This is a genomic window from Polaribacter staleyi, assembly GCF_038024045.1.
Lineage (GTDB): Bacteria > Bacteroidota > Bacteroidia > Flavobacteriales > Flavobacteriaceae > Polaribacter > Polaribacter butkevichii.
This window is the reverse complement of record NZ_CP150665.1, coordinates 4,298,823-4,318,650: the sequence shown is the minus strand read 5'-3', so window position 1 is coordinate 4,318,650 and position 19,828 is coordinate 4,298,823. Positions and strand designations below refer to the sequence as shown.

14 protein-coding genes are annotated in these 19,828 nt (G+C 30.6%); 11 read left to right on the top strand and 3 right to left on the bottom strand.

Translation table 11 applies throughout. From position 1 onward, the window contains the following. The first annotated feature begins 60 nt into the window (after positions 1-60). The 7 genes from WHD07_RS17865 to WHD07_RS17835 all read left to right on the top strand — a co-directional run bounded on the left by WHD07_RS17865 (position 61) and on the right by WHD07_RS17835 (position 11,190). A complete protein-coding gene (locus WHD07_RS17865; RefSeq protein WP_343329476.1) occupies positions 61-1,452 on the top strand; it encodes a hypothetical protein in 1,392 nt (463 codons plus the stop codon). A gap of 133 nt (positions 1,453-1,585) precedes the next feature. Then, a complete protein-coding gene (locus WHD07_RS17860) occupies positions 1,586-3,397 on the top strand; it encodes a DEAD/DEAH box helicase (protein WP_105048100.1) in 1,812 nt (603 codons plus the stop codon). 413 nt (positions 3,398-3,810) lie between these two features. Continuing rightward, positions 3,811-4,245 (top strand): hypothetical protein, encoded by a 435-nt coding sequence (locus WHD07_RS17855; RefSeq protein ID WP_105048099.1) that lies wholly within the window; start codon positions 3,811-3,813, stop codon positions 4,243-4,245. Between the two features lie 147 nt (positions 4,246-4,392). After that, a complete protein-coding gene (locus WHD07_RS17850; protein WP_105049340.1) occupies positions 4,393-5,469 on the top strand; it encodes an efflux RND transporter periplasmic adaptor subunit in 1,077 nt (358 codons plus the stop codon). A gap of 22 nt (positions 5,470-5,491) precedes the next feature. After that, positions 5,492-8,743, top strand: a complete 3,252-nt coding sequence (locus tag WHD07_RS17845; protein WP_343329475.1) for an efflux RND transporter permease subunit — start codon at positions 5,492-5,494, stop codon at positions 8,741-8,743. Then, positions 8,733-10,169, top strand: coding sequence for a TolC family protein (locus tag WHD07_RS17840; RefSeq protein WP_343331026.1), 1,437 nt, complete (start codon positions 8,733-8,735; stop codon positions 10,167-10,169). Before WHD07_RS17845 ends, WHD07_RS17840 begins: the two co-directional genes overlap by 11 nt. A 223-nt stretch (positions 10,170-10,392) precedes the next feature. Beyond that, positions 10,393-11,190 carry a carbonic anhydrase family protein gene (locus WHD07_RS17835; protein WP_343329474.1) on the top strand — a complete coding sequence of 266 codons (798 nt, stop codon included), beginning with the start codon at positions 10,393-10,395 and terminating at the stop codon, positions 11,188-11,190. A gap of 88 nt (positions 11,191-11,278) precedes the next feature. On the opposite strand, the gene WHD07_RS17830 is transcribed toward WHD07_RS17835, so the two are convergent. The 3 genes from WHD07_RS17830 to WHD07_RS17820 form a co-directional block, all read right to left on the bottom strand. Next, positions 11,279-12,526, bottom strand: a complete 1,248-nt coding sequence (locus tag WHD07_RS17830) for an aminotransferase class I/II-fold pyridoxal phosphate-dependent enzyme (protein ID WP_343329473.1) — start codon at positions 12,524-12,526, stop codon at positions 11,279-11,281. Between the two features lie 83 nt (positions 12,527-12,609). Continuing rightward, on the bottom strand, positions 12,610-13,605 hold the full coding sequence (locus WHD07_RS17825; RefSeq protein WP_343329472.1) for a cysteine synthase family protein: 996 nt from the start codon (positions 13,603-13,605) through the stop codon (positions 12,610-12,612). Positions 13,606-13,769: 164 nt separating this feature from the next. Then, complete coding sequence (locus WHD07_RS17820) at positions 13,770-15,878, bottom strand: S9 family peptidase (RefSeq protein ID WP_343331025.1); 2,109 nt, start codon at positions 15,876-15,878, stop codon at positions 13,770-13,772. A gap of 138 nt (positions 15,879-16,016) precedes the next feature. On the opposite strand from WHD07_RS17820, the gene WHD07_RS17815 reads away from it, so the two are divergent. From WHD07_RS17815 to WHD07_RS17800, 4 genes are all read left to right on the top strand, one after another. Beyond that, complete coding sequence (locus tag WHD07_RS17815; protein WP_343329471.1) at positions 16,017-16,340, top strand: YbaB/EbfC family nucleoid-associated protein; 324 nt, start codon at positions 16,017-16,019, stop codon at positions 16,338-16,340. A 5-nt stretch (positions 16,341-16,345) separates the two neighbouring features. Continuing rightward, positions 16,346-16,645 (top strand): DUF2752 domain-containing protein, encoded by a 300-nt coding sequence (locus WHD07_RS17810; RefSeq protein WP_343329470.1) that lies wholly within the window; start codon positions 16,346-16,348, stop codon positions 16,643-16,645. Positions 16,646-16,653: 8 nt separating this feature from the next. After that, the gene (locus WHD07_RS17805) at positions 16,654-16,986 is read left to right on the top strand and encodes a CCC motif membrane protein (RefSeq protein ID WP_105048091.1); all 333 of its coding nucleotides are present in this window, start codon (positions 16,654-16,656) and stop codon (positions 16,984-16,986) included. Positions 16,987-17,142: 156 nt separating this feature from the next. Next, positions 17,143-19,758, top strand: coding sequence for an AsmA-like C-terminal region-containing protein (locus WHD07_RS17800; protein ID WP_343329469.1), 2,616 nt, complete (start codon positions 17,143-17,145; stop codon positions 19,756-19,758). Positions 19,759-19,828 lie beyond the last annotated feature (70 nt).

Here is a 19,828-nt window from a genome sequence, read left to right as displayed (position 1 = left end):
TAACAACAATAGCTCTTATGAATACCTAACTTTGTTGCTTATTATATCCCTATAATGTATATGATTAAATATCTACTTCGTTTCATTTTATTAATTACAATTACTGGTTTTGCAAGTTGTAATTCTACTTCTAAAAATACAGCAACGTATTTTGGCGGTAAAATTATAAACCCAAAATCTAATTTTATTGTTTTGTATTCTATGGATAAAATGATAGACACACTTTATCTTGGTAAAGACAATAAATTTTTAGGAAAACTAGATAACGCCAATGAGGGTTTATACTACTTTAAACATGGTAACGAAAACCAGTATATTTATATAGAACCAAAAGATAGTTTAATGTTGCGTTTAAACACTTGGGATTTTGATGAATCTATAGTATTTGCTGGTAAAGGAGCAGAAAGAAACAATATTTTAATAGATTGTTTTTTAGAAGAAGAAAAAGACAATAAAATATTTTACAAGTTAAACCAGCTACAACCTAGTGCTTTTATTAAAAAAGCCGACTCTTTATTACTTTTAAAACAAAAAACATATAGAAATTACATAGAGCAACACCCAGATGAAACAAAAGGTTTTAACAATGTTTTAAAAGTTGCACTTACCTACCCTATTTATGCAAGAATAGAAAGATACCCAATAGCAAACGTAAAATACAATCATAAAACAAAATTTACCGCTATAGATAAATCATTTTATAAGTACAGAGCATCTGTAAGTATTAATAATGATTCTTTAATGTATTACCCACCTTATTCTCTTTATGTGCGTAATTTCTTATATAATACTACCTATGCTTTAGGTCATAAACCAATGACAGATGAATATTCATCCGATTTTACGGTAGATTTATTAAAAACGATAGACAATAATATAAAATCAGAAGCTTCTAAAAATGCATTTCTAAAACAAACTGTAATTGGTCATTTTTATAAAAAATCTAGCTGTAACGCTAACAAAGATGCGTTTGACGCCTACTTTAAGCTAAGCACAAGTACAAAAGATAAAGACCATGTAAAACAATTACTTTTAGATAGCAAAACGTTGCACAAAGGGCAAGAACTTACAGATTTTACACTTTATGATTTTACAAACGGAAAACACTCTATAAAAACGCTTACCAAAAATAAAAATACTTTTCTATTATTTTGGAATTCAGAGTATATAACGCCAATTTACATCTCTTCTAGAGTTAATTATTTATCTAGAAAGTTTCCAAACATACAATTTATTCAAATAAAAATTGACGGGAACTCACATGATAGAATACCAAAACTAGATATTAAAAATCAATATTTTATTACCGCAGATAGTGAGGCTAACTCTTTTCTAACAAGTAAAATGACAAGGTCTATCATTGTTGATAAACAAGGAGTTGTAACCAATGGTTTTGCTTCTATTTCTTCAAAAAAATTGTATTCAGAACTAAAGAAATTAAATAATCACTAATATTTTGGTTTAATCAATATATTATTTGTAAATTTGCACGATTTTTATTTTGAGTTTAACTCATTAATAATCAGGTCGAATTTTATAATCGGGTTTGCAGGTGGGCGTTCTGTGAATCCAAAAAAACACAGTAATGTCAACATTTTTAGAATTAGGTTTAAAAGAACCGATTAACAAAGCATTGACGGATTTAGGTTACGAAAAACCTACCGTTATTCAGGAAAAAGCAATTCCACAAATTATTTCATCAACAGACGATTTAAAAGCATTTGCACAAACAGGTACAGGTAAAACTGCTGCTTTTAGTTTGCCAATATTAGAGCTTTTAGATACTAGCAGTAAGAACGTACAAGCTATTATTTTATCACCAACAAGAGAACTTGCAGTTCAAATTGGTAATAACATTAAAGATTTTTGTAAATACTTACCAGATGTAAAAGTAACTACCGTTTATGGTGGTTCTAGTATGGAAGATCAAATTAGATCTTTAAAAAGAGGATCTCAGATTGTTGTTGGAACTCCGGGTAGAACCGTAGATTTAATTAACAGAAGAGCCTTAAAATTAGGTAACGTTCAATGGTTAGTCTTAGACGAAGCGGATGAAATGTTAAATATGGGCTTTAAAGACGAGTTAGATAAAGTCTTAGAAGCTACTCCAGACACAAAACAAACCTTATTATTTTCTGCTACATTTCCTAGAGAAGTAGAAGCAATTGCAAGAAACTACATGACCAAACCGGTAGAAATTACTTCTGGTCAAAAGAATTCTGGTTCAGAAAACGTAAGTCATGAGTATTATTCTGTTACAGAAAGAACTCGTTACCCTGCATTAAAAAGAATTGCAGATTTAAACCCTGATATTTATGCCATTATTTTTTGTAGAACTCGTAGAGAAACACAAGAAGTTGCAGACAATTTAATAAAAGATGGGTATAGTGCAGACGCTTTGCATGGAGATTTATCTCAAGCGCAAAGAGACTCTGTAATGGGTAAATTCCGTAAAAAAACAATTCAGATATTAGTAGCTACAGATGTTGCTGCTCGTGGATTGGATGTTACAGAATTAACACACGTATTAAATCATAAATTACCAGATCAAATAGAAAACTACACACACAGAAGTGGTAGAACTGGTAGAGCAGGTAATAAAGGTATTTCTATTGTTTTAGTAAATGGAAAAGAGAAAGGTAAATTACGCCAGATCGAAAAAATCATTCAAAAGAAATTTATAGAAACAAAAGTTCCTTCTGGGAAAGAAATTTGTCAGAATCAATTAATGAACTTAATTGATAAAGTGCAAAATATTGAAGTAAACGAAACTCAAATTAATGAGTTTTTACCAAGTATTTACGAAAAATTAGAAGCTTTAGACAGAGAAGAATTAATTAAAAAATTCGTTTCTTTAGAATTCAATACCATGTTAGCGTATTATGAAAACGCTAAAGATTTAAACGATTTATCTTCTAGAGACAATTCTAGAGCTAGAACGGTTAATGAAAACATGACACGTTTCTTTATCAATATTGGTAGAAAAGACAACTTAAACCCTGGTAAATTAATTGGTTTAATTAACGATCAAAATATTGGAGACAAGATAGAAATAGGCTCTATAGATATCTTAGATACTTTTTCTTTCTTTGAACTTGATAAAAATTTCGAAGACCAAACTTTAGAAGCTTTTGCTAGCAATCAACCAGATTTTGATGGACGCTCTGTAAACATAGAGATTACTAAGAAAGAACGTTCTGGTGGTGGACGAAGAGGTGGTAAAAAACCTTTTGGTAAAAAAGACGGAGGTTTTGGTAGACGTAGAAGCTCTGAAGGTTCTTCTTCTAGAGGAAGATCAGACAGACGTTCTTCTGATAGATCAGATAGAAACTCTGGCGGAGGTTCTGGAGAGAGAAGATCTTCTGGAGGTTTCGGAAGAAAACGTAGAGAAAGCTAAATAGCACAAATACTATACAAAGCCTCATCATTTAAAAATGATGAGGCTTTTTTTTTGGATTATAAAAAGATCTTGCTATTGCTCTTTTAGCTCCACTATCTATAAAAATCATTTTCTTTTACGTAAAATACCTAAAGAACATCAATGTTGATTTTTAACCATGTTAAATAAAAACTAAAGAGCGTTAATAAAGTTAATTATTCTTTAAAAAATCAGAAATTAAAAAGACGAAACAAGAAAAGATTAAAAAAATAAGCCTATTTTTTTTAGAATTACAAGAATCTATCATCACATTTAAAATTTATTATAAAAAAAATCTTAAAAAATAATAGCATTCATAAAACTAAGCCTTTAAACAACTTAGCACTTACTTTGTTTGGTTAAAATATTCCATTCCTATATTTTTGTTCCAAATGAGAAGAAAAATTCAATTTTATTTGTTTTTGGCATTGGCAGCACTTTTAGTTAGTGTTACTAATCTACATGCTCATACTACAAATAAAAATCAAAAAAACACTCATTTTAAACAACAACTCAACGTTGCAACAACCAACTACCTTGCAACAAGCAAAATAGTTAAACACCTATTTTTTAAACCTTCTACAGGTGTAAATACAGATTTACATTTTTCTACAGAAGTAAATATTGAAGAATTTGAAGAAAGTGAAGAGCACGTAACTTTATACAAACAAAAGCCCTGTTTTGATCATAGTATACACACTGTTTCTCATCAATATTTTATTAAAAACAATTCTATAAAAACCCAAGAAAGAACTGTTTATCAAAATTTTAATACAAGAACTACTCATGTAGGTTTGTATGTGAAATTTGAAGTTTTTAGAATTTGATTCTTAAAAATAGACACGCATTTACTTCTGTCTATTAAAAAAAAAATTTAACCATTATTATTTATTTCAGAAAAGACTTCCTTTTAAATATTGGAAGAATTTTCTGCAACCTTTTATTTACAAAACAACCATTATACTATGACACCTATGAAAAAAATTTTCATTGGCTTGTTTATCTTGTCTATATACACAAGCTGCAAACACAAACAAGAAGTACACCACGAAACTGCCAAATACTTAATAACTAGTCCTATAAAACAAGACACCATTATTACAAAAGACTATGTAAGTCAAATTCATTCTATTAAGCACATAGAAATTAGAGCTCTAGAAAGAGGATATTTAAAGCATATATCTGTAGATGAAGGGCAACATCTTAAAAAAGGACAGAAAATGTTTAACATTATGCCCAATGTTTACAAAGCAGAACTACAAAAAGCAAAAGCAGAAGCACAAGTTGCCGAAATAGAATACAAAAACACAAAACTATTAGCCGATGAAAATGTAGTTTCTAAAAATGAACTCGCCATGTCTAAAGCTAATTATGATAAAGAAAAAGCAGAAGTTTCTTTAGCCGAAACTCATTTAGGTTTTACAGATATTAGAGCTCCTTTTGATGGAATAATGGATCACTTACACGTAAGAGAAGGTAGTCTATTAGACGAAGGAGAACTACTAACCACTTTGTCTGATAATAGTAAAATGTGGGTCTACTTTAATGTGCCAGAAGCAGAATATTTAGATTATATAATTAGTACTAAAAGAGATAAAAAAGAAGAAGTATCTCTATTAATGGCCAACAATAAGTTATTTAATCAAAAAGGAATTGTAGAAACTATAGAAGGTGAATTTAATAACGAAACCGGAAACATTGCTTTTAGAGCTACTTTTCCTAATCCTGATGGAATTTTAAGACATGGTGAAACAGGTAGTATTATAATGACCATCCCTTTTAAAGATGCCATTATTATCCCTCAAAAAGTAACCTTTGAAATTTTAAATAAAAAGTATGTCTATATCGTAGATAAAAACAACACCGTTAAACAACATGAAATTGAAATTGGAGCAGAGTTAGAAAACCTTTTTATTGTAAGTAAAGGGCTTTCTAAAGATGATAAAATTTTACTGGAAGGAATTAGAAAAGTAAAAAATAACGAAACCATTGCTACGGAATTTGTAGCTCCAAATTCGGTACTATCAAACTTAGCGCTTTCTGCAGAATAACTAGAATTTAAATTTCAAAAACATGTTTAGTAAATTTATAAAAAGACCCGTTTTAGCAATTGTCATTTCTGTGATGATTGTTTTTATTGGCTTGCTTGCAATTAAGCAATTACCCATATCTCAATTTCCACAAATTGCACCTACCACCGTAAATATATTTATAGCCTACCCTGGTTCTAGTGCAGATGTTTTGGTAAATTCTACCCTTATTCCTTTAGAAACCGCCATTAACGGAGTACAAGGAATGCGTTATATAGCTTCGGATGCTACTAGTGCTGGAGAAGGAACCTTACGCGTAATTTTTGAACCCGGTACAGACCCCAATCAGGCAGTAGTTCGGATAAAAACTAGAGTAGACCAAGTAATGCCCTTACTACCAGAACTGGTGCAGAGAGAAGGTGTTATTATTACACCAGTACAACCGAGTATGTTAATGTATGTAAACCTTTTTAGTAAAGAAAAAAAGAATGACGAAAAGTTTTTATACAATTATGCCTACACCAAAATTATTCCAGAAATACAGCGTATTAATGGTATTGCAAGTGCTAAAATTTTAGGTAGTAGAAAATATGCCATGAGAGTTTGGTTAAAACCAGACAGAATGAGAGCCTATAATATTTCTGCCGAAGAAGTTTTAGAAGCAATGGAAGACCAAAGTATCTTGGCAAGACCTGGTCGTTTAGGTAGAAGTTCTGGTAAAACAGCACAATCATTAGAATATGTTTTAACCTATGAAAACAGGTATAACAAAGCAGACCAATACAAAGAGATTATTGTAAAAGCAAATGAAGATGGTCAACTCGTAAAATTATCTGACATTGCTGATGTAGAACTAGGAAGTGAGTTTTTTGATATTTATTCTAATTTAGATGGTCATCCCTCTGCCTCTATCGTACTAAAACAAACTTTTGGCAGTAATGGTAGCGATGTTATTAAGTCTGTAAAAGAAAAATTAAAAGAGTTAAAAGTTGATTTACCTCCTGGTATAGAATTTAAAATTAGTTACGATGTATCTAACTTTTTGGATGCTTCTGTAGAACAAGTTTTACATACGCTTAGAGATGCATTTATACTGGTAGCTATTGTTGTTTTCTTATTTTTAGGTGATTGGCGCTCTACATTAATTCCTATTATTGCAGTACCTGTTTCTTTAGTTGGCTCCTTTTTTGTGATGCAACTATTCGGGCTTTCTATTAACTTAATTACACTGTTTGCATTGGTATTAGCCATTGGTATTGTAGTAGATAATGCCATTGTTGTTGTAGAAGCTGTTCATGTTAAAATGGAAGAAGAAAATCTTAGTCCATACAAAGCTTCTTACGAGGTATTAAATGAAATTGGAGGGGCAATTATTGCAATTACTTTAGTAATGGTTTCTGTATTTATCCCTATTTCATTTATGACAGGGCCAGTAGGTGTTTTTTATCGTCAATTTTCTATTACCATGGCAGGTTCTATTGTTATTTCTGCAATTGTAGCTTTAACATTAACACCTGTACTTTGTGCAATGATGTTAAAAAATAATCATGGAAAACCAAAAAGTAAATCTCCTATAGATAGATTTATTCGTTGGTTTAATGGTGGTTTCGAAAAACTTACAGGAAAATACGTTCTAATTTTAAATAAAATTGTTGCACGTAGAATTGTAACCTTCGGAATTTTAATTGCTTTTTGTTTGGGTATTTTTATCACCAACAAAACACTACCTGCTGGTTTTATTCCGAATGAAGACCAGGGAATGATTTACGCAATTATACAAACGCCTCCTGGTGCTACTTTAGAAAGAACCAATGAGGTTGCTAAAAAATTACAACAAATCTGCGAAGACACAGAAGGAGTTGCCTCTGTTTCCTCTTTGGCAGGTTATGAAATTATGACAGAAGGTAGAGGATCTAATGCAGGTACTTGTCTTATCAACCTTAAATCTTGGCATGATCGTGAACATTCTGTACATGAAATTATGGAAGAATTAGAAGAAAAAACCAAAGATTTAGGAGCCATAATTGAATATTTTGAACCACCTGCTGTTCCTGGTTTTGGTTCTTCTGGAGGATTTTCTATGCGTTTGTTGGATAAAACAAACTCTACAGATTATCATGAGTTTGAAAGGGTAAATAACGAATTTATGAAAGCCTTATCTAAACGTAAAGAAATTACAGGTTTGTTTACTTTCTTTTCTGCAAATTATCCGCAGTATAAATTAAAAATAAACAACAAAATAGCCATGCAAAAAGGGGTTAGTATTGGTAAAGCCATGGAAAACCTAAATATTTTAATAGGTAGTACTTACGAACAAGGATTTATTCGTTTTGGTCGATTTTTTAAAGTATACACACAAGCTGCACCAGAATACAGAAGGCTGCCAACAGATTTAGATAAATTATATGTAAAAAATGAATCGGGTAAAATGGTACCGTATTCTGCTTTTATGACCATCACAAAAGAATTAGGTCCTAATGAAATTACAAGATATAACTTATACAATTCTGCAGCAATTAGAGGTTTGCCTGCAAAAGGCTTTACCAGTGGAGATGCTATTAAAGCTATAAAAGAAGTTGCTGCTAAAGAATTGCCAAAAGGATATGATATTGGATGGGAAGGTTTAACTTTTGATGAAGCACATAGAGGTAATGAATCTTTATACATTTTTATTGTTGTATTAATATTTGTCTATTTTGTATTAGCTGCGCAATATGAAAGTTTTTTATTGCCATTAGCTGTTATTTTATCTTTACCAGTAGGTGTTTTTGGCTCTTTTTTCTTATTGAAGACAATGGGACTTGCCAATGACGTATATGCACAAATAGGAATTATAATGTTGGTTGGATTACTAGGTAAAAATGCCGTATTAATTGTAGAATTTGCCGTTCAAAAAAGACGACAAGGCGCCACCATTTTAGAGGCAGCCATAGAAGGTTCTAAAGAAAGATTTAGACCTATTTTAATGACTTCTTTTGCGTTTGTGGCTGGTTTAATTCCGTTAGTAGTTGCCACAGGAGCGGGCGCAATTGGTAACAAAACTATTGGAGGGTCTGCACTTGGAGGTATGTTTATTGGTACTGTGTTTGGTGTATTATTAATTCCGGGGCTTTACTATGTATTTGCTAAAATGGCAGATGGTAAAACCCTCATTAAAGACGAATCTAGTCAACCTTTATCCGAAGAATTAATGAAAAATATACAAGAAGATAGTACAAGTAAGTTAAAACTTAGACTCAACGAGATTTCTAAACTATTGAAAAAATTAACAAAAAGAAAAGATGATGAACAATAGTATAAAAAACAGCCAACTCTTTTTAGTAGCTATTTGCGCAGTAATGCTTTTGCATTCCTGCGCGCCTACTAGAAAGATACGTAAAGAAAATACAGTGGTTCCAGAAACGTTTCTGCATAAAAACGTAGACACTTTAAATACAGCAAAAACAGAATGGCGTACTTTTTTTTCTGACCCTTATTTAATTTCTTTAATTGATACTGCACTGGTACACAATCAAGAATTAAATATAATGTTACAAAGTGTAGATATGTTTAAAAATCAGATTCAGGCTAAAAAAGGAGAATACCTTCCTTTTGTAAATATTTTTGCTGGAGCTGAAGTAGAAAAAGTAGGAGAACACACCAGAAATGGTTCAGTAGAAAAACAATTAGAAATTGATGGGAAAGAATTTCCTGAACCTCTAACTAATTATTCTGTAGGTCTCTCTGCTTCATGGGAATTAGATATTTGGAAAAAACTAAGAAACGAAAAAAAAGCGGCTGTATATGAATATTTAGCTTCTGTAGAAGGTAAAAACTTTATGGTTACTACTTTAGTTTCTGAAATAGCAGATACCTATTACGAATTAATGGCCCTAGACAATCAATTAGACATTGTTAATCAAAATTTAGACATTCAAAAAAATGCTTTAAGAATTGTAAAACTACAAAAAGAAGCTGCAAAAACAACGGAGTTGGCAGTGAGACGATTTCAGGCTGAAGTGCTTAAAAATCAAAGTGAAAAATATGAAATAGAGCAAAAAATTGTTGTTACAGAGCATAAAATCAATTTTTTAACTGGACAAAAACCTCAGCATGTACATAGAAAATCGAAAGAGTTTTTAACAACTAAAATAGATACAATGTATACTGGAGTTCCTATTCAATTATTACAAAATAGACCTGATATTAGAAAAGTAGAATTAGAATTAGCTGCTTCTAAATTAAATACAAAAGTAGCAAGAGCCAATTTTTATCCTTCTGTAGGTATCAAAGCAGGTGTAGGTTTAGAATCTTTTAAATCTAAATTTTTAACCAACACTCCAGAATCTCTAGCCTATTCTCTAGTAGGAGATCTTGTTGGTCCTTTAATTAATAGAAATGCAATAAAAGCAGCTTATAAAAACGCAAGTGACCAACAGTTACAAACGATTTTTGAGTATGAAAAAACCATTTTAAGTGCATATATAGAAGTAGAAAATGGTCTTTCTAACATTAAAAATCTAAAAAAGATCTATAATTTAAAAGCCAATCAAGTACAAATGTTAACAGAATCTATAGCCCTTTCTACACGTTTATTTAAATCTGCTAGAGCCGATTATTTAGAAGTTTTATTAACACAAAGAGAAGCCTTAGATGCTAAAATTGCATTAATTGAAACGAAAAAAGAACAATTAATAGCAAATATTCATATTTATAAATCTTTAGGAGGAGGATGGAAATAAAATAATTCTAACTATTCTTTCAATAAAAACACTATAAAAGTAGTTTTTTTTTGATGATTTCCCTATAAATTGAGTACAAAGCCTCATCATTTAAAAATGATGAGGCTTTGTAAATAATAACGAAACCGATTTCTTACTTTTCTTTAAAATATGACCAATGTTATAAAATAAACCTTGCTTCTAGTCCTACTTTTGTTTCTTATAAAAATAAATTATAAAAAACATGTTAAAGTTTATTACACTATGCGCCATTATTACATTGATAAGTTTTACTTCTTGTAAATCCTCTAATAAAGAGAAAGAGTTTCATAAAAAAGAACATCAAACTCATTGGACATATGCCGGAGAAACAGCTCCAGAACACTGGGCAGAAATAGAAAAAAACTCAGATTGTGGTGGTAAAAAACAATCGCCAATTAATATTATTGATGTTGATACAAAACCACAAGTAGAAAAAGAAAATCCATTAAATATTTTATATTCTCCTTCAACAAAATTAAAACAAGCCATTAATAATGGACATTCGATTCAGTTTGATTTTGAAACAGGAGATTCTATACAATATAAAGGAAACACCTATTTTTTATTGCAATTACATTTTCATGAACCCTCAGAACACACTATAAATGGCGTACGATTTCCTTTAGAAATTCACTTAGTACATAAAAGTAAATCTAACAAGTATACAGTAATGAGTATTTTAGCTAAAGAAGGCACAAAAAGTCAGTTATTTGAATTTTTTGAAAGCTTTTTACCTATTAAAGAAAATGAAACGAAAGAAATTCACAAACCTCTAGATTTAAGCACTTTATTTCCAAAAAACACCAATTTTTACTCTTACGGAGGATCTTTAACAACACCTCCATGTACAGAAAGTGTAAATTGGATGGTTTTTAAAGAACCTATAATTATTTCTGTGGATGAAGTATTAAAACTTAAAAGTAATATGCCTAAAGACAATTATAGAAACGAACAACCCTTAAATGACAGAGTAGTTACTTTAAACAAGTTTAATGAGTAAGATTTAAACTTATTATTTTAAATCCTTTAAAAAACAAAAACCTCACATTAATAATGTGAGGTTTTTAAGTTATCGTTTTATTTAAAAATTACACCATTGAAGCTGCAATTTTTTTATACGTACCATTTTCTAACAATTCTCTAATTGCAGAAAAAGCTGTAATTGTTTCATCAATATCTTCTTGCGTGTGTGTTGTAGTTGGTATCAATCTTAAAATGATTAATCCTTTTGGTATTACAGGATAAACTACAATAGAACAGAAAATTCCGTGGTTTTCTCGTAAATCATTTACCATTGCCATAGCCTCTGGTATATCTCCTTTTAAATAAACCGGAGTAATACATGTTTGTGTCGTACCAAGATCGAAACCTGCAGCACGTAAACCAGATTGTAACGCATTAGTGTTTTTCCACAATGTTTCTTTTAACTCTGGCATTGTACGCAACATATCTAAACGTTTTAAAGCTCCTTTAACCATTGCCATTGGTAATGATTTTGCAAACATTTGAGAACGCATATTGTACTGTAAATACTGTATTACTTCTTTGCTACCTGCAAAAAACGCACCAATACCTGCCATTGATTTTGCAAACGTTGCAAAATATACATCTATTTCATCTTGTACACCTTGCTCTACACCTGTTCCTTTACCGTCTTTACCTAAGGTACCAAAACCATGTGCATCATCTACTAACAATCTAAAATTGTATTCCTTTTTAAAAGCAACAATTTCTTTTAAACGACCTTGCTCTCCACGCATACCAAAAACACCTTCAGAAATCACTAAAATTCCTCCACCAGTTTTTTCTGCCATTCTTTGAGCACGCTTAATGTTTTTTTCAAAACTTACCATGTCATTATGCTTATAAACAAAACGCTTACCTGCATGTAAACGAACACCGTCTATAATACATGCATGTGTATCCATATCATAAACAATAACATCGTGTTTTGTAACCAATGCATCAATTGCAGACACCATTCCTTGGTAGCCAAAGTTTACTAAATATGCAGCATCTTTTTCAACAAACTCAGCACATTCTTGCTCTAATTGTTCATGAAATTTAGTATGACCAGACATCATTCTAGCTCCCATGGGGTAAGCCATACCATGCTCTGTAGCTGCGGCTCCATCTACTTTTATAACTTCAGGGTGATTTGCTAAACCTAAATAATCGTTGATACTCCAAGTAACAACTTTCTTACCATTAAAAGACATTCTATTAGAAATTGGTCCTTCTAACTTAGGAAAAACATAATAGCCTTCAGCTTGTTTTGCCCACTTACCTAAGGGACCTTTATCTGCTTCTATTCTTTCAAATAAATCTTTCGTCATGTGCTCTATTTTATATTATTCTTCTAACTGCAAAGTAACCGCTTTTTTTGCAGTTTATCAAATTGTGTACGGTTCTATCCTATTTACAAAAAATCGTTTTGTTTCATCCAATCATCGCTATAAATTTTATTCATATAACGAGATCCGTGATCTGCAAAGATTAATACCACAAAACTATCATCATCAAACATATTTTTTTCTGCATATTGCTTTGTGGCCTGCATTACAGCTCCACTTGTATACCCTGGAAAAATACCTTCTTTCTTTACAATATTTCTTGCTTCTAAAGCAGCTTCTTTGTCTGATACTTTTTCGTAGATATCTATGATATCAAAATCGGTAGCCGTAGGAATTAGGTTTTTACCTAATCCTTCAATTTTATACGGACTTACCTCATCTAAATCTAGTTCTTTAGTTTCGTGGTATTTTTTTAATACAGAACCAATAGCATCTACTCCTAAAATTTTGATATCAGGATTTTGTTCTTTTAAATATTTTCCTGTTCCAGAAATAGTACCTCCTGTTCCACTTGCCACTACTAAATGTGTAATTTTACCGGCAGTTTGTTCCCAAATTTCTGGCCCTGTACTTTTGTAATGAGCTTCTATATTTAACTCATTAAAGTACTGGTTTATATAAACTGAATTCTTTGTTTTTTTATGGATTGTTTTAGCAACTTCATAATAAGATCTGGGGTCGTCTGGAGCTACATTTGCAGGACAAATATGTACTTCTGCTCCCATAGATTTTAGCAAATCAATTTTATCTTTAGAAGATTTATCACTTACCGCTAAAATACACTTGTATCCTTTTACAATACTTATCATTGCCAAACTAAACCCTGTATTACCAGAAGTTGTTTCTACAATAGTAGCACCTTTTTTAAGGATACCTTTTTTTTCTGCGTCTTGTATAATGTGTAATGCAATTCTATCTTTTGCTGAATGACCTGGATTAAAAGCTTCGAATTTTGCGTAATACGAACCAGGTAAATTCTTTGTAATCTTATGAAGTTTTATTAGTGGGGTTTCACCTACTAAATCTAATATTGAATTTGTAATTCCTTTATTTCTAGTCATTCTCTCACTATTCTCAAAGTAAAACTCATTACAAGATAACGTGACGATTTTATTTGTTGCTATAAAAAAATAGCTTCGTTACGCTTGTAATGTTATTTATTTTATCTTTGATTCTTGCGGCAAAAGTACGGTTAATCCTTAAATACTGAAACTGTTTTTAATACTTAATTTTTTTTAACATCTAATTTATCTTCTAAGGCCAAAAAGAAGGTGTACATTTTAGCGGTTTCTTTTAAAGCATCAAAACGCCCAGAAGCACCACCGTGACCTGCCTCCATATTGGTTTCTAATAACAATAAATTAGTATCTGTTTTTAATTCTCGTAATTTTGCAACCCATTTTGCAGGCTCCCAGTATTGTACTTGAGAATCATGAAAACCAGTAGTTACCAAAATATTTGGGTAATCTTTTGCTGTTACTTGGTCATAAGGTGAATACGATTTAATATAATCGTAATATTCCTTATCATTAGGGTTCCCCCACTCATCATATTCTCCCGTAGTAAGAGGAATACTATCATCTAACATGGTAGAAACTACATCAACAAAAGGCACAGAAGCAATAATTCCGTTATACAATTCTGGGTTCATATTTACAATAGCACCCATTAACAATCCTCCTGCAGAACCACCCATAGCATATAAATGTTCTGAACAAGTGTAGTTATTATCTATTAAATATTGAGAACAATCTACAAAATCGTTAAACGTATTTTTTTTGTTTAACATTTTACCATCTTCATACCATTCTCTTCCTAAATACTCACTTCCACGTATGTGAGCTAATGCATACACAAAACCTCTGTCTAATAAACTTAAACGGGTAGACGAAAAACTATCTGGTATGGTATATCCGTAAGAACCATATGCATATTGTAACACAGGCGTAGTATTATTAAGCTCTGTATCTTTATGATACACCAAAGAAATTGCTACTTCTTTACCATCTCTAGTAGTTGCCCAAACACGTTTGCTGATATAATTTTCTTTTTTAAACTTTCCTCCTAAAACTTCTTGCTCTTTTTTTATTTCTTTAGATTGATCTTTCATATTAAAATCAATAACAGAACTAGGTGTTGTAAAAGAATTATATGAATAACGTATAACATCTGTATCAAAATCTGGATTTGCATACACTCCTACAGAATACGTTTCTTCGTTAAAAGGTAAATAGTAATCTTCAGTTTCATCCCAACGTTTAATACGTATTTTATTTAAACCATTGGTACGTTCTTCTAAAACTAAATAATCTTTAAATATTGAAAAATCTTCTAATAAAGTATCATCTCTATGCGGAATAACATCTACCCAATTTTCTTTTGTTGTATTTGTTATTGGTGTTTTCATCAACTTAAAGTTGATTGCATTGTCTTTATTTGTTAACAAGTAAAAATAATCTCCAAAATGTGCAACACTATATTCTAAATCTCTTTCTCTTGGTTGTAGCATTGTAAAGGCTCCTGTAGGATTATCTGCATCTAAATACTGTGCTTCTGTAGAAACCGTATTATAAGAACCAATAATAATATATTTATCTGATTTAGACTTGGTTACATACGTACCGAATGTATCATCTTCCTCATGAAATACCTCTACATCTTCGGATGTTGGCGTCCCCAACACGTGTCTATAAACACTTGAACTACGTAAAGTTACAGGATCTTTTTTTGTGTAAAAAATAGTTTTATTATCATTTGCCCAAACAGAACCTCCTGTAGTATTTTCTATAATATCTTTATAAATTTTGCCTGTTTCTAAGTTTTTAATTCTTAAAAAATACTGTCTTCTACTTACCGTATCGGTGGCAAAAACCATCAATTTATTATCCGAAGAAACATTTAAACCGCCTAATTGATAGTAATCGAAATCTTTTGCCATTTCGTTTACATTAAAAAGCACTTCTTCTTCCGCTTCTAAATTTTCTTTTTTACGGCTATAAATTGGATATTGGTTTCCTATTTCATAACGAGTAATATAAAAATAACCGTTGTCTTTATAAGGCACAGAAGAATCATCTTCTTTTATTCTACCTTTCATTTCTTCGAATAGAGCTTCTTGAAAAGGTTTGGTATAAGCTGTTACTTCTTTGTAATAGGTATTTTCTTCCTCTAAATAATCTACTACTTTTTGAGTATGAGCATCTTTTTCTATTGCATTTTTTTGTTCATCAGATAAACGCATCCAAAAATAATTATCTATTCTAACATCTCCGTGTTTTTCTAACTTAGTAGGTTGTTTTTCTGCTACTGGAGTTTTTGCATCTGTACTTTTCATGGTCTCATTTTTACAAGCGGTTGCAAATGTAAGACTTAAAATAACGAAAGGAATAACAATTTTTCTCATTTTTGGGAGATTTAAATTCTTATAAAAATACTAAATTTGTAGCGAACTAAATTATAATCAAGAAAAACAATGTTTGGAGACCTATCTGGAATGATGAATAAGCTGAAAGAAACACAGCAAAAAGTAGAAGAAACAAAAACAAGATTAAACTCTGTTTTAGTAGATGAAGTTGCTGCAGACGGAAAACTAAAAATAACCCTAACTGCCAATAGAGAAATAAAATCTATTTCTATTGATGATGCTTTACTTTCTGATGCAGAAGAATTAGAAGACTACTTAATTATTGCTTTAAACAAAGCAATTGAAAAAGCCACCAAAATTAACGAAGCAGAAATGGCTGTTGCTGCAAAAAGCGGTATGCCAAACATTCCAGGAATGGATATGTTTAAATAATAGCTATGTTTTTAACAATAAATGATTATTTACTACCGTGTTTAAACAAATCGCTCTTTGGTATCGATTGTTTAGGATGTGGAATTCAAAGAGCTATTGTGTTACTTATAAAAGGTGAGTTTGCCAATGCTTTTAAAATGTATCCTGCTGTTTATACTCTAATTTTATTCGGAATTTTCTTATTGATTAATAATAGACGAAAATTTAAAAACAGTAAAAAAATAATTATTTCTTTTGCTATTATAAACCTTCTAATTATTGTAATTAGTTATGGTATTAAAATGAAACCTATATTTGCACTTTAAAAAACAAAATGGAAAAACAAAATTTACCCAACGCAACCACTTCTTTAGTACTTGGTATTTTATCTTTAGTAACTTGTATTTGTTACGGAATTATTGGATTACCTTTAGGTATTATCGCTTTTATTTTAGGAAACAAAGCAACCAATCTATACAAACAAAACCCAGAAGAATACAACAGTGTAGGCAATGCTACTGCTGGTAAAATAACAGGCCTTATTGGTATTATTTTAAACACTATTTTTATCTTAGTTATGGTATGGTTCTTTTACAAGATTGGGTTAGATGCTTTGCAAGACCCTATTTTGTTAGAACAAAGAGTAAATGAAATATTTGGGCAGTAAATTACCTAAAAAAAATAAGCTCATAAATACTGTAATTCTTACTAAGAGTTACAGTATTTTTTTATGTACGATACTTATATATTTAACGTTCTATAAACATAAACCCAAGTGCCTAAATTGTACTTTTGCAGTTGACACTTAATCAAGTAGAAAAAAATGACAAATACCGAAAAAAAGAAAAAATCAATAGGAAAAAGAATTCTAAAATGGGTTTCTATTGTTGCGTTGCTGCTTATTATAGCCGTAATTTCAATTCCTTTTTTGTTTAAAGATAAAATTGTAGTAATGGTTACCAACACCATTAACAATAATATTAATGCTAACGTAACTTTTAAAGAAGCAGACTTAAGTATTCTTAAAAATTTCCCTTCGGTAAGTTTAACCGTTAATGATTTAGCGGTTGCTAACAAGGCTCCTTTTGTTGGCGATACGTTGTTTAATGCAAAAGAATTAAGTTTAGCTTTAAATATTACAGAACTTTTTAAAAAGTCTGATGAAACACTTGCAATTAAAAGCATTGCTTCTAAAGAAGGAAACATCAATATCATTTTTGACAAAGAAGGTAATGGTAATTTTGATATTGCTAAAGCTACAGAAGAAACCACTACTTCTAGTGATGAGAGTTCTTTTTCTTTAAATATTGATGGGTATGAACTAGAAGATATCAATTTTAATTATCTTGATAGAAGCACCAATACTAAATTAAGTATAGATAGTATTTACCATACTGGTGAAGGAAATTTTGCAGAAGATATTTTTAATTTAGACACCAAAACTACTGGTTTTGTTTCTTTTGATTTAGATAATACTAATTACCTAAATAAAGTAAAAATTTCTTTAGACGCAGTACTTGGTATCGACTTAAAGAATAGTAAATATACTTTTAAAGAAAATACAGGATACATTAATCAATTACCTTTAGAATTCGATGGTTTTATTCAACTAGTGGATGGAAATCAACTGTATGACCTAAAATTTAAAACACCAACATCTTCTTTTAAAAACGCTTTGGCCTTATTGCCAAAACAATATGCAGGTAATTTAGAGTCGATTAAAACAGAAGGTAATTTTGAAGTTAATGGTGTTGTAAAAGGAACTTTATCAGACAACACAATTCCGGCTTTTGATATAGAAATTAGTTCTAAAAACGCATTGTTTAAATATGCCGAATTACCAAAATCGGTTACAAACATAAACATAGACACCAAAATAATTAACAAAACAGGTCTTGTAAAAGACACTTATGTAAGTATTGATAAATTCAACTTTAAAATTGATGAAGATGTTTTTGCTGCCAATGGAAACTTAAAAAGCCTTACCACAAACCCAAGAATTAATATAGCTGCTAAAGGAACTATTAATTTAGCGAATATTGGTAAAGTATACCCTGCTCCTATTCAAAAAGAATTAGCAGGAATTTTAAAAGCAGATATTTCTACAAATTTTGACATGAATTCTGTAGAAAAAGCCAACTATCAAAACATTAAAAACGCTGGAGAAATTACAGTAACTGGTTTTAAATATGATGGTACAGATGTTGCAAATCCTTTTTTTATCAACAAAACCAAAGTTACTTTTAACACCAACGCCATTAAACTTAATGAGTTTGAAGCAAAATCAGGAACATCCGATTTATCGATAAATGGAAACCTAGATAATTTCTATGGATTTATATTTAAAAATGAAGTTTTAAAAGGAAACTTTCTTTTAAGCTCTAATAACCTTAAAGTAGCCGATTTTATTGATGCTGATGAAACGACAACAACGCAAGAAACAAGTACTTCTTCTTTAAAAATTCCTGCTTTTTTAGATGTTAAGTTTACTGCAAATGCTAAAAAAGTGGCTTATGATAATATAAACCTAACAAACATTTCTGGTGATCTTTACATTCATGATGAAACGGTGGATTTAAAAAACCTAAAATCTGATGTATTTGGAGGAAACATTGCTATGAATGGAAATGTTTCTACCAAAGGAAAAAAGGCTAGTTTTAAAATGGATTTAAACCTTTCTAAATTAAATATTGGCGAATCTTTTGGTGCGTTAGATATGTTAAAATCCATTGCTCCAATAGCTAAAACTATTGAAGGTAAAATGAACTCTACTATTACCGTTTCTGGGAACTTAAATGAAGATATGACGCCTAATTTAAAAACCATTTCGGGTGATTTATTAGGACAATTATTAGATACCAAATTAAAGGCGAGTAATTCTAAGATGTTAACTACCTTAAGTGAAAAAGTAAACTTTTTAGATATTAGCAAATTAAATTTACACGAAGCAACAGGGTTATTTTCTTTTAAAGACGGACAAGTAACGGTAAAACCTATTAAACTTAATTACCAAGATATTGGCATGCAAGTATCTGGTAAACATGGTTTTGATCAAACAATGGATTACGATATTGTTTTTGATGTTCCTGTAAAATATTTAGGTGCTGATGTAACTAATTTAATTGCAAAATTAACAGCTAAAGATGCTGCCAGCATTAAAAGTGTGCCTGTAAAAGGAACCTTAACAGGTAGTTTTGGAAGCCCTAGTTTTTCATCAAACATTAAAGATGCCACAGCAAACTTAGTAAAAGACTTAGTAGAAAAACAAAAAAATGCTTTGTTAGATCAAGGAAAAGACAAATTAAAAAACTTAATTGGTATTGATTCTAAAAAAGACACCACCAACCAAGAAGATGCAAAAGACAAAGTTACCGATAAAGTAAAGGATGTTTTAGGTGGCCTTTTCGGAAAAAAGAAAACTACTAAAAAAGAAGAATAATTTTACAGATTTAAGTTCATAAAAAAAGGGAAGCAGTATGCTTCCCTTTTTTTATATAATTAATTTACTT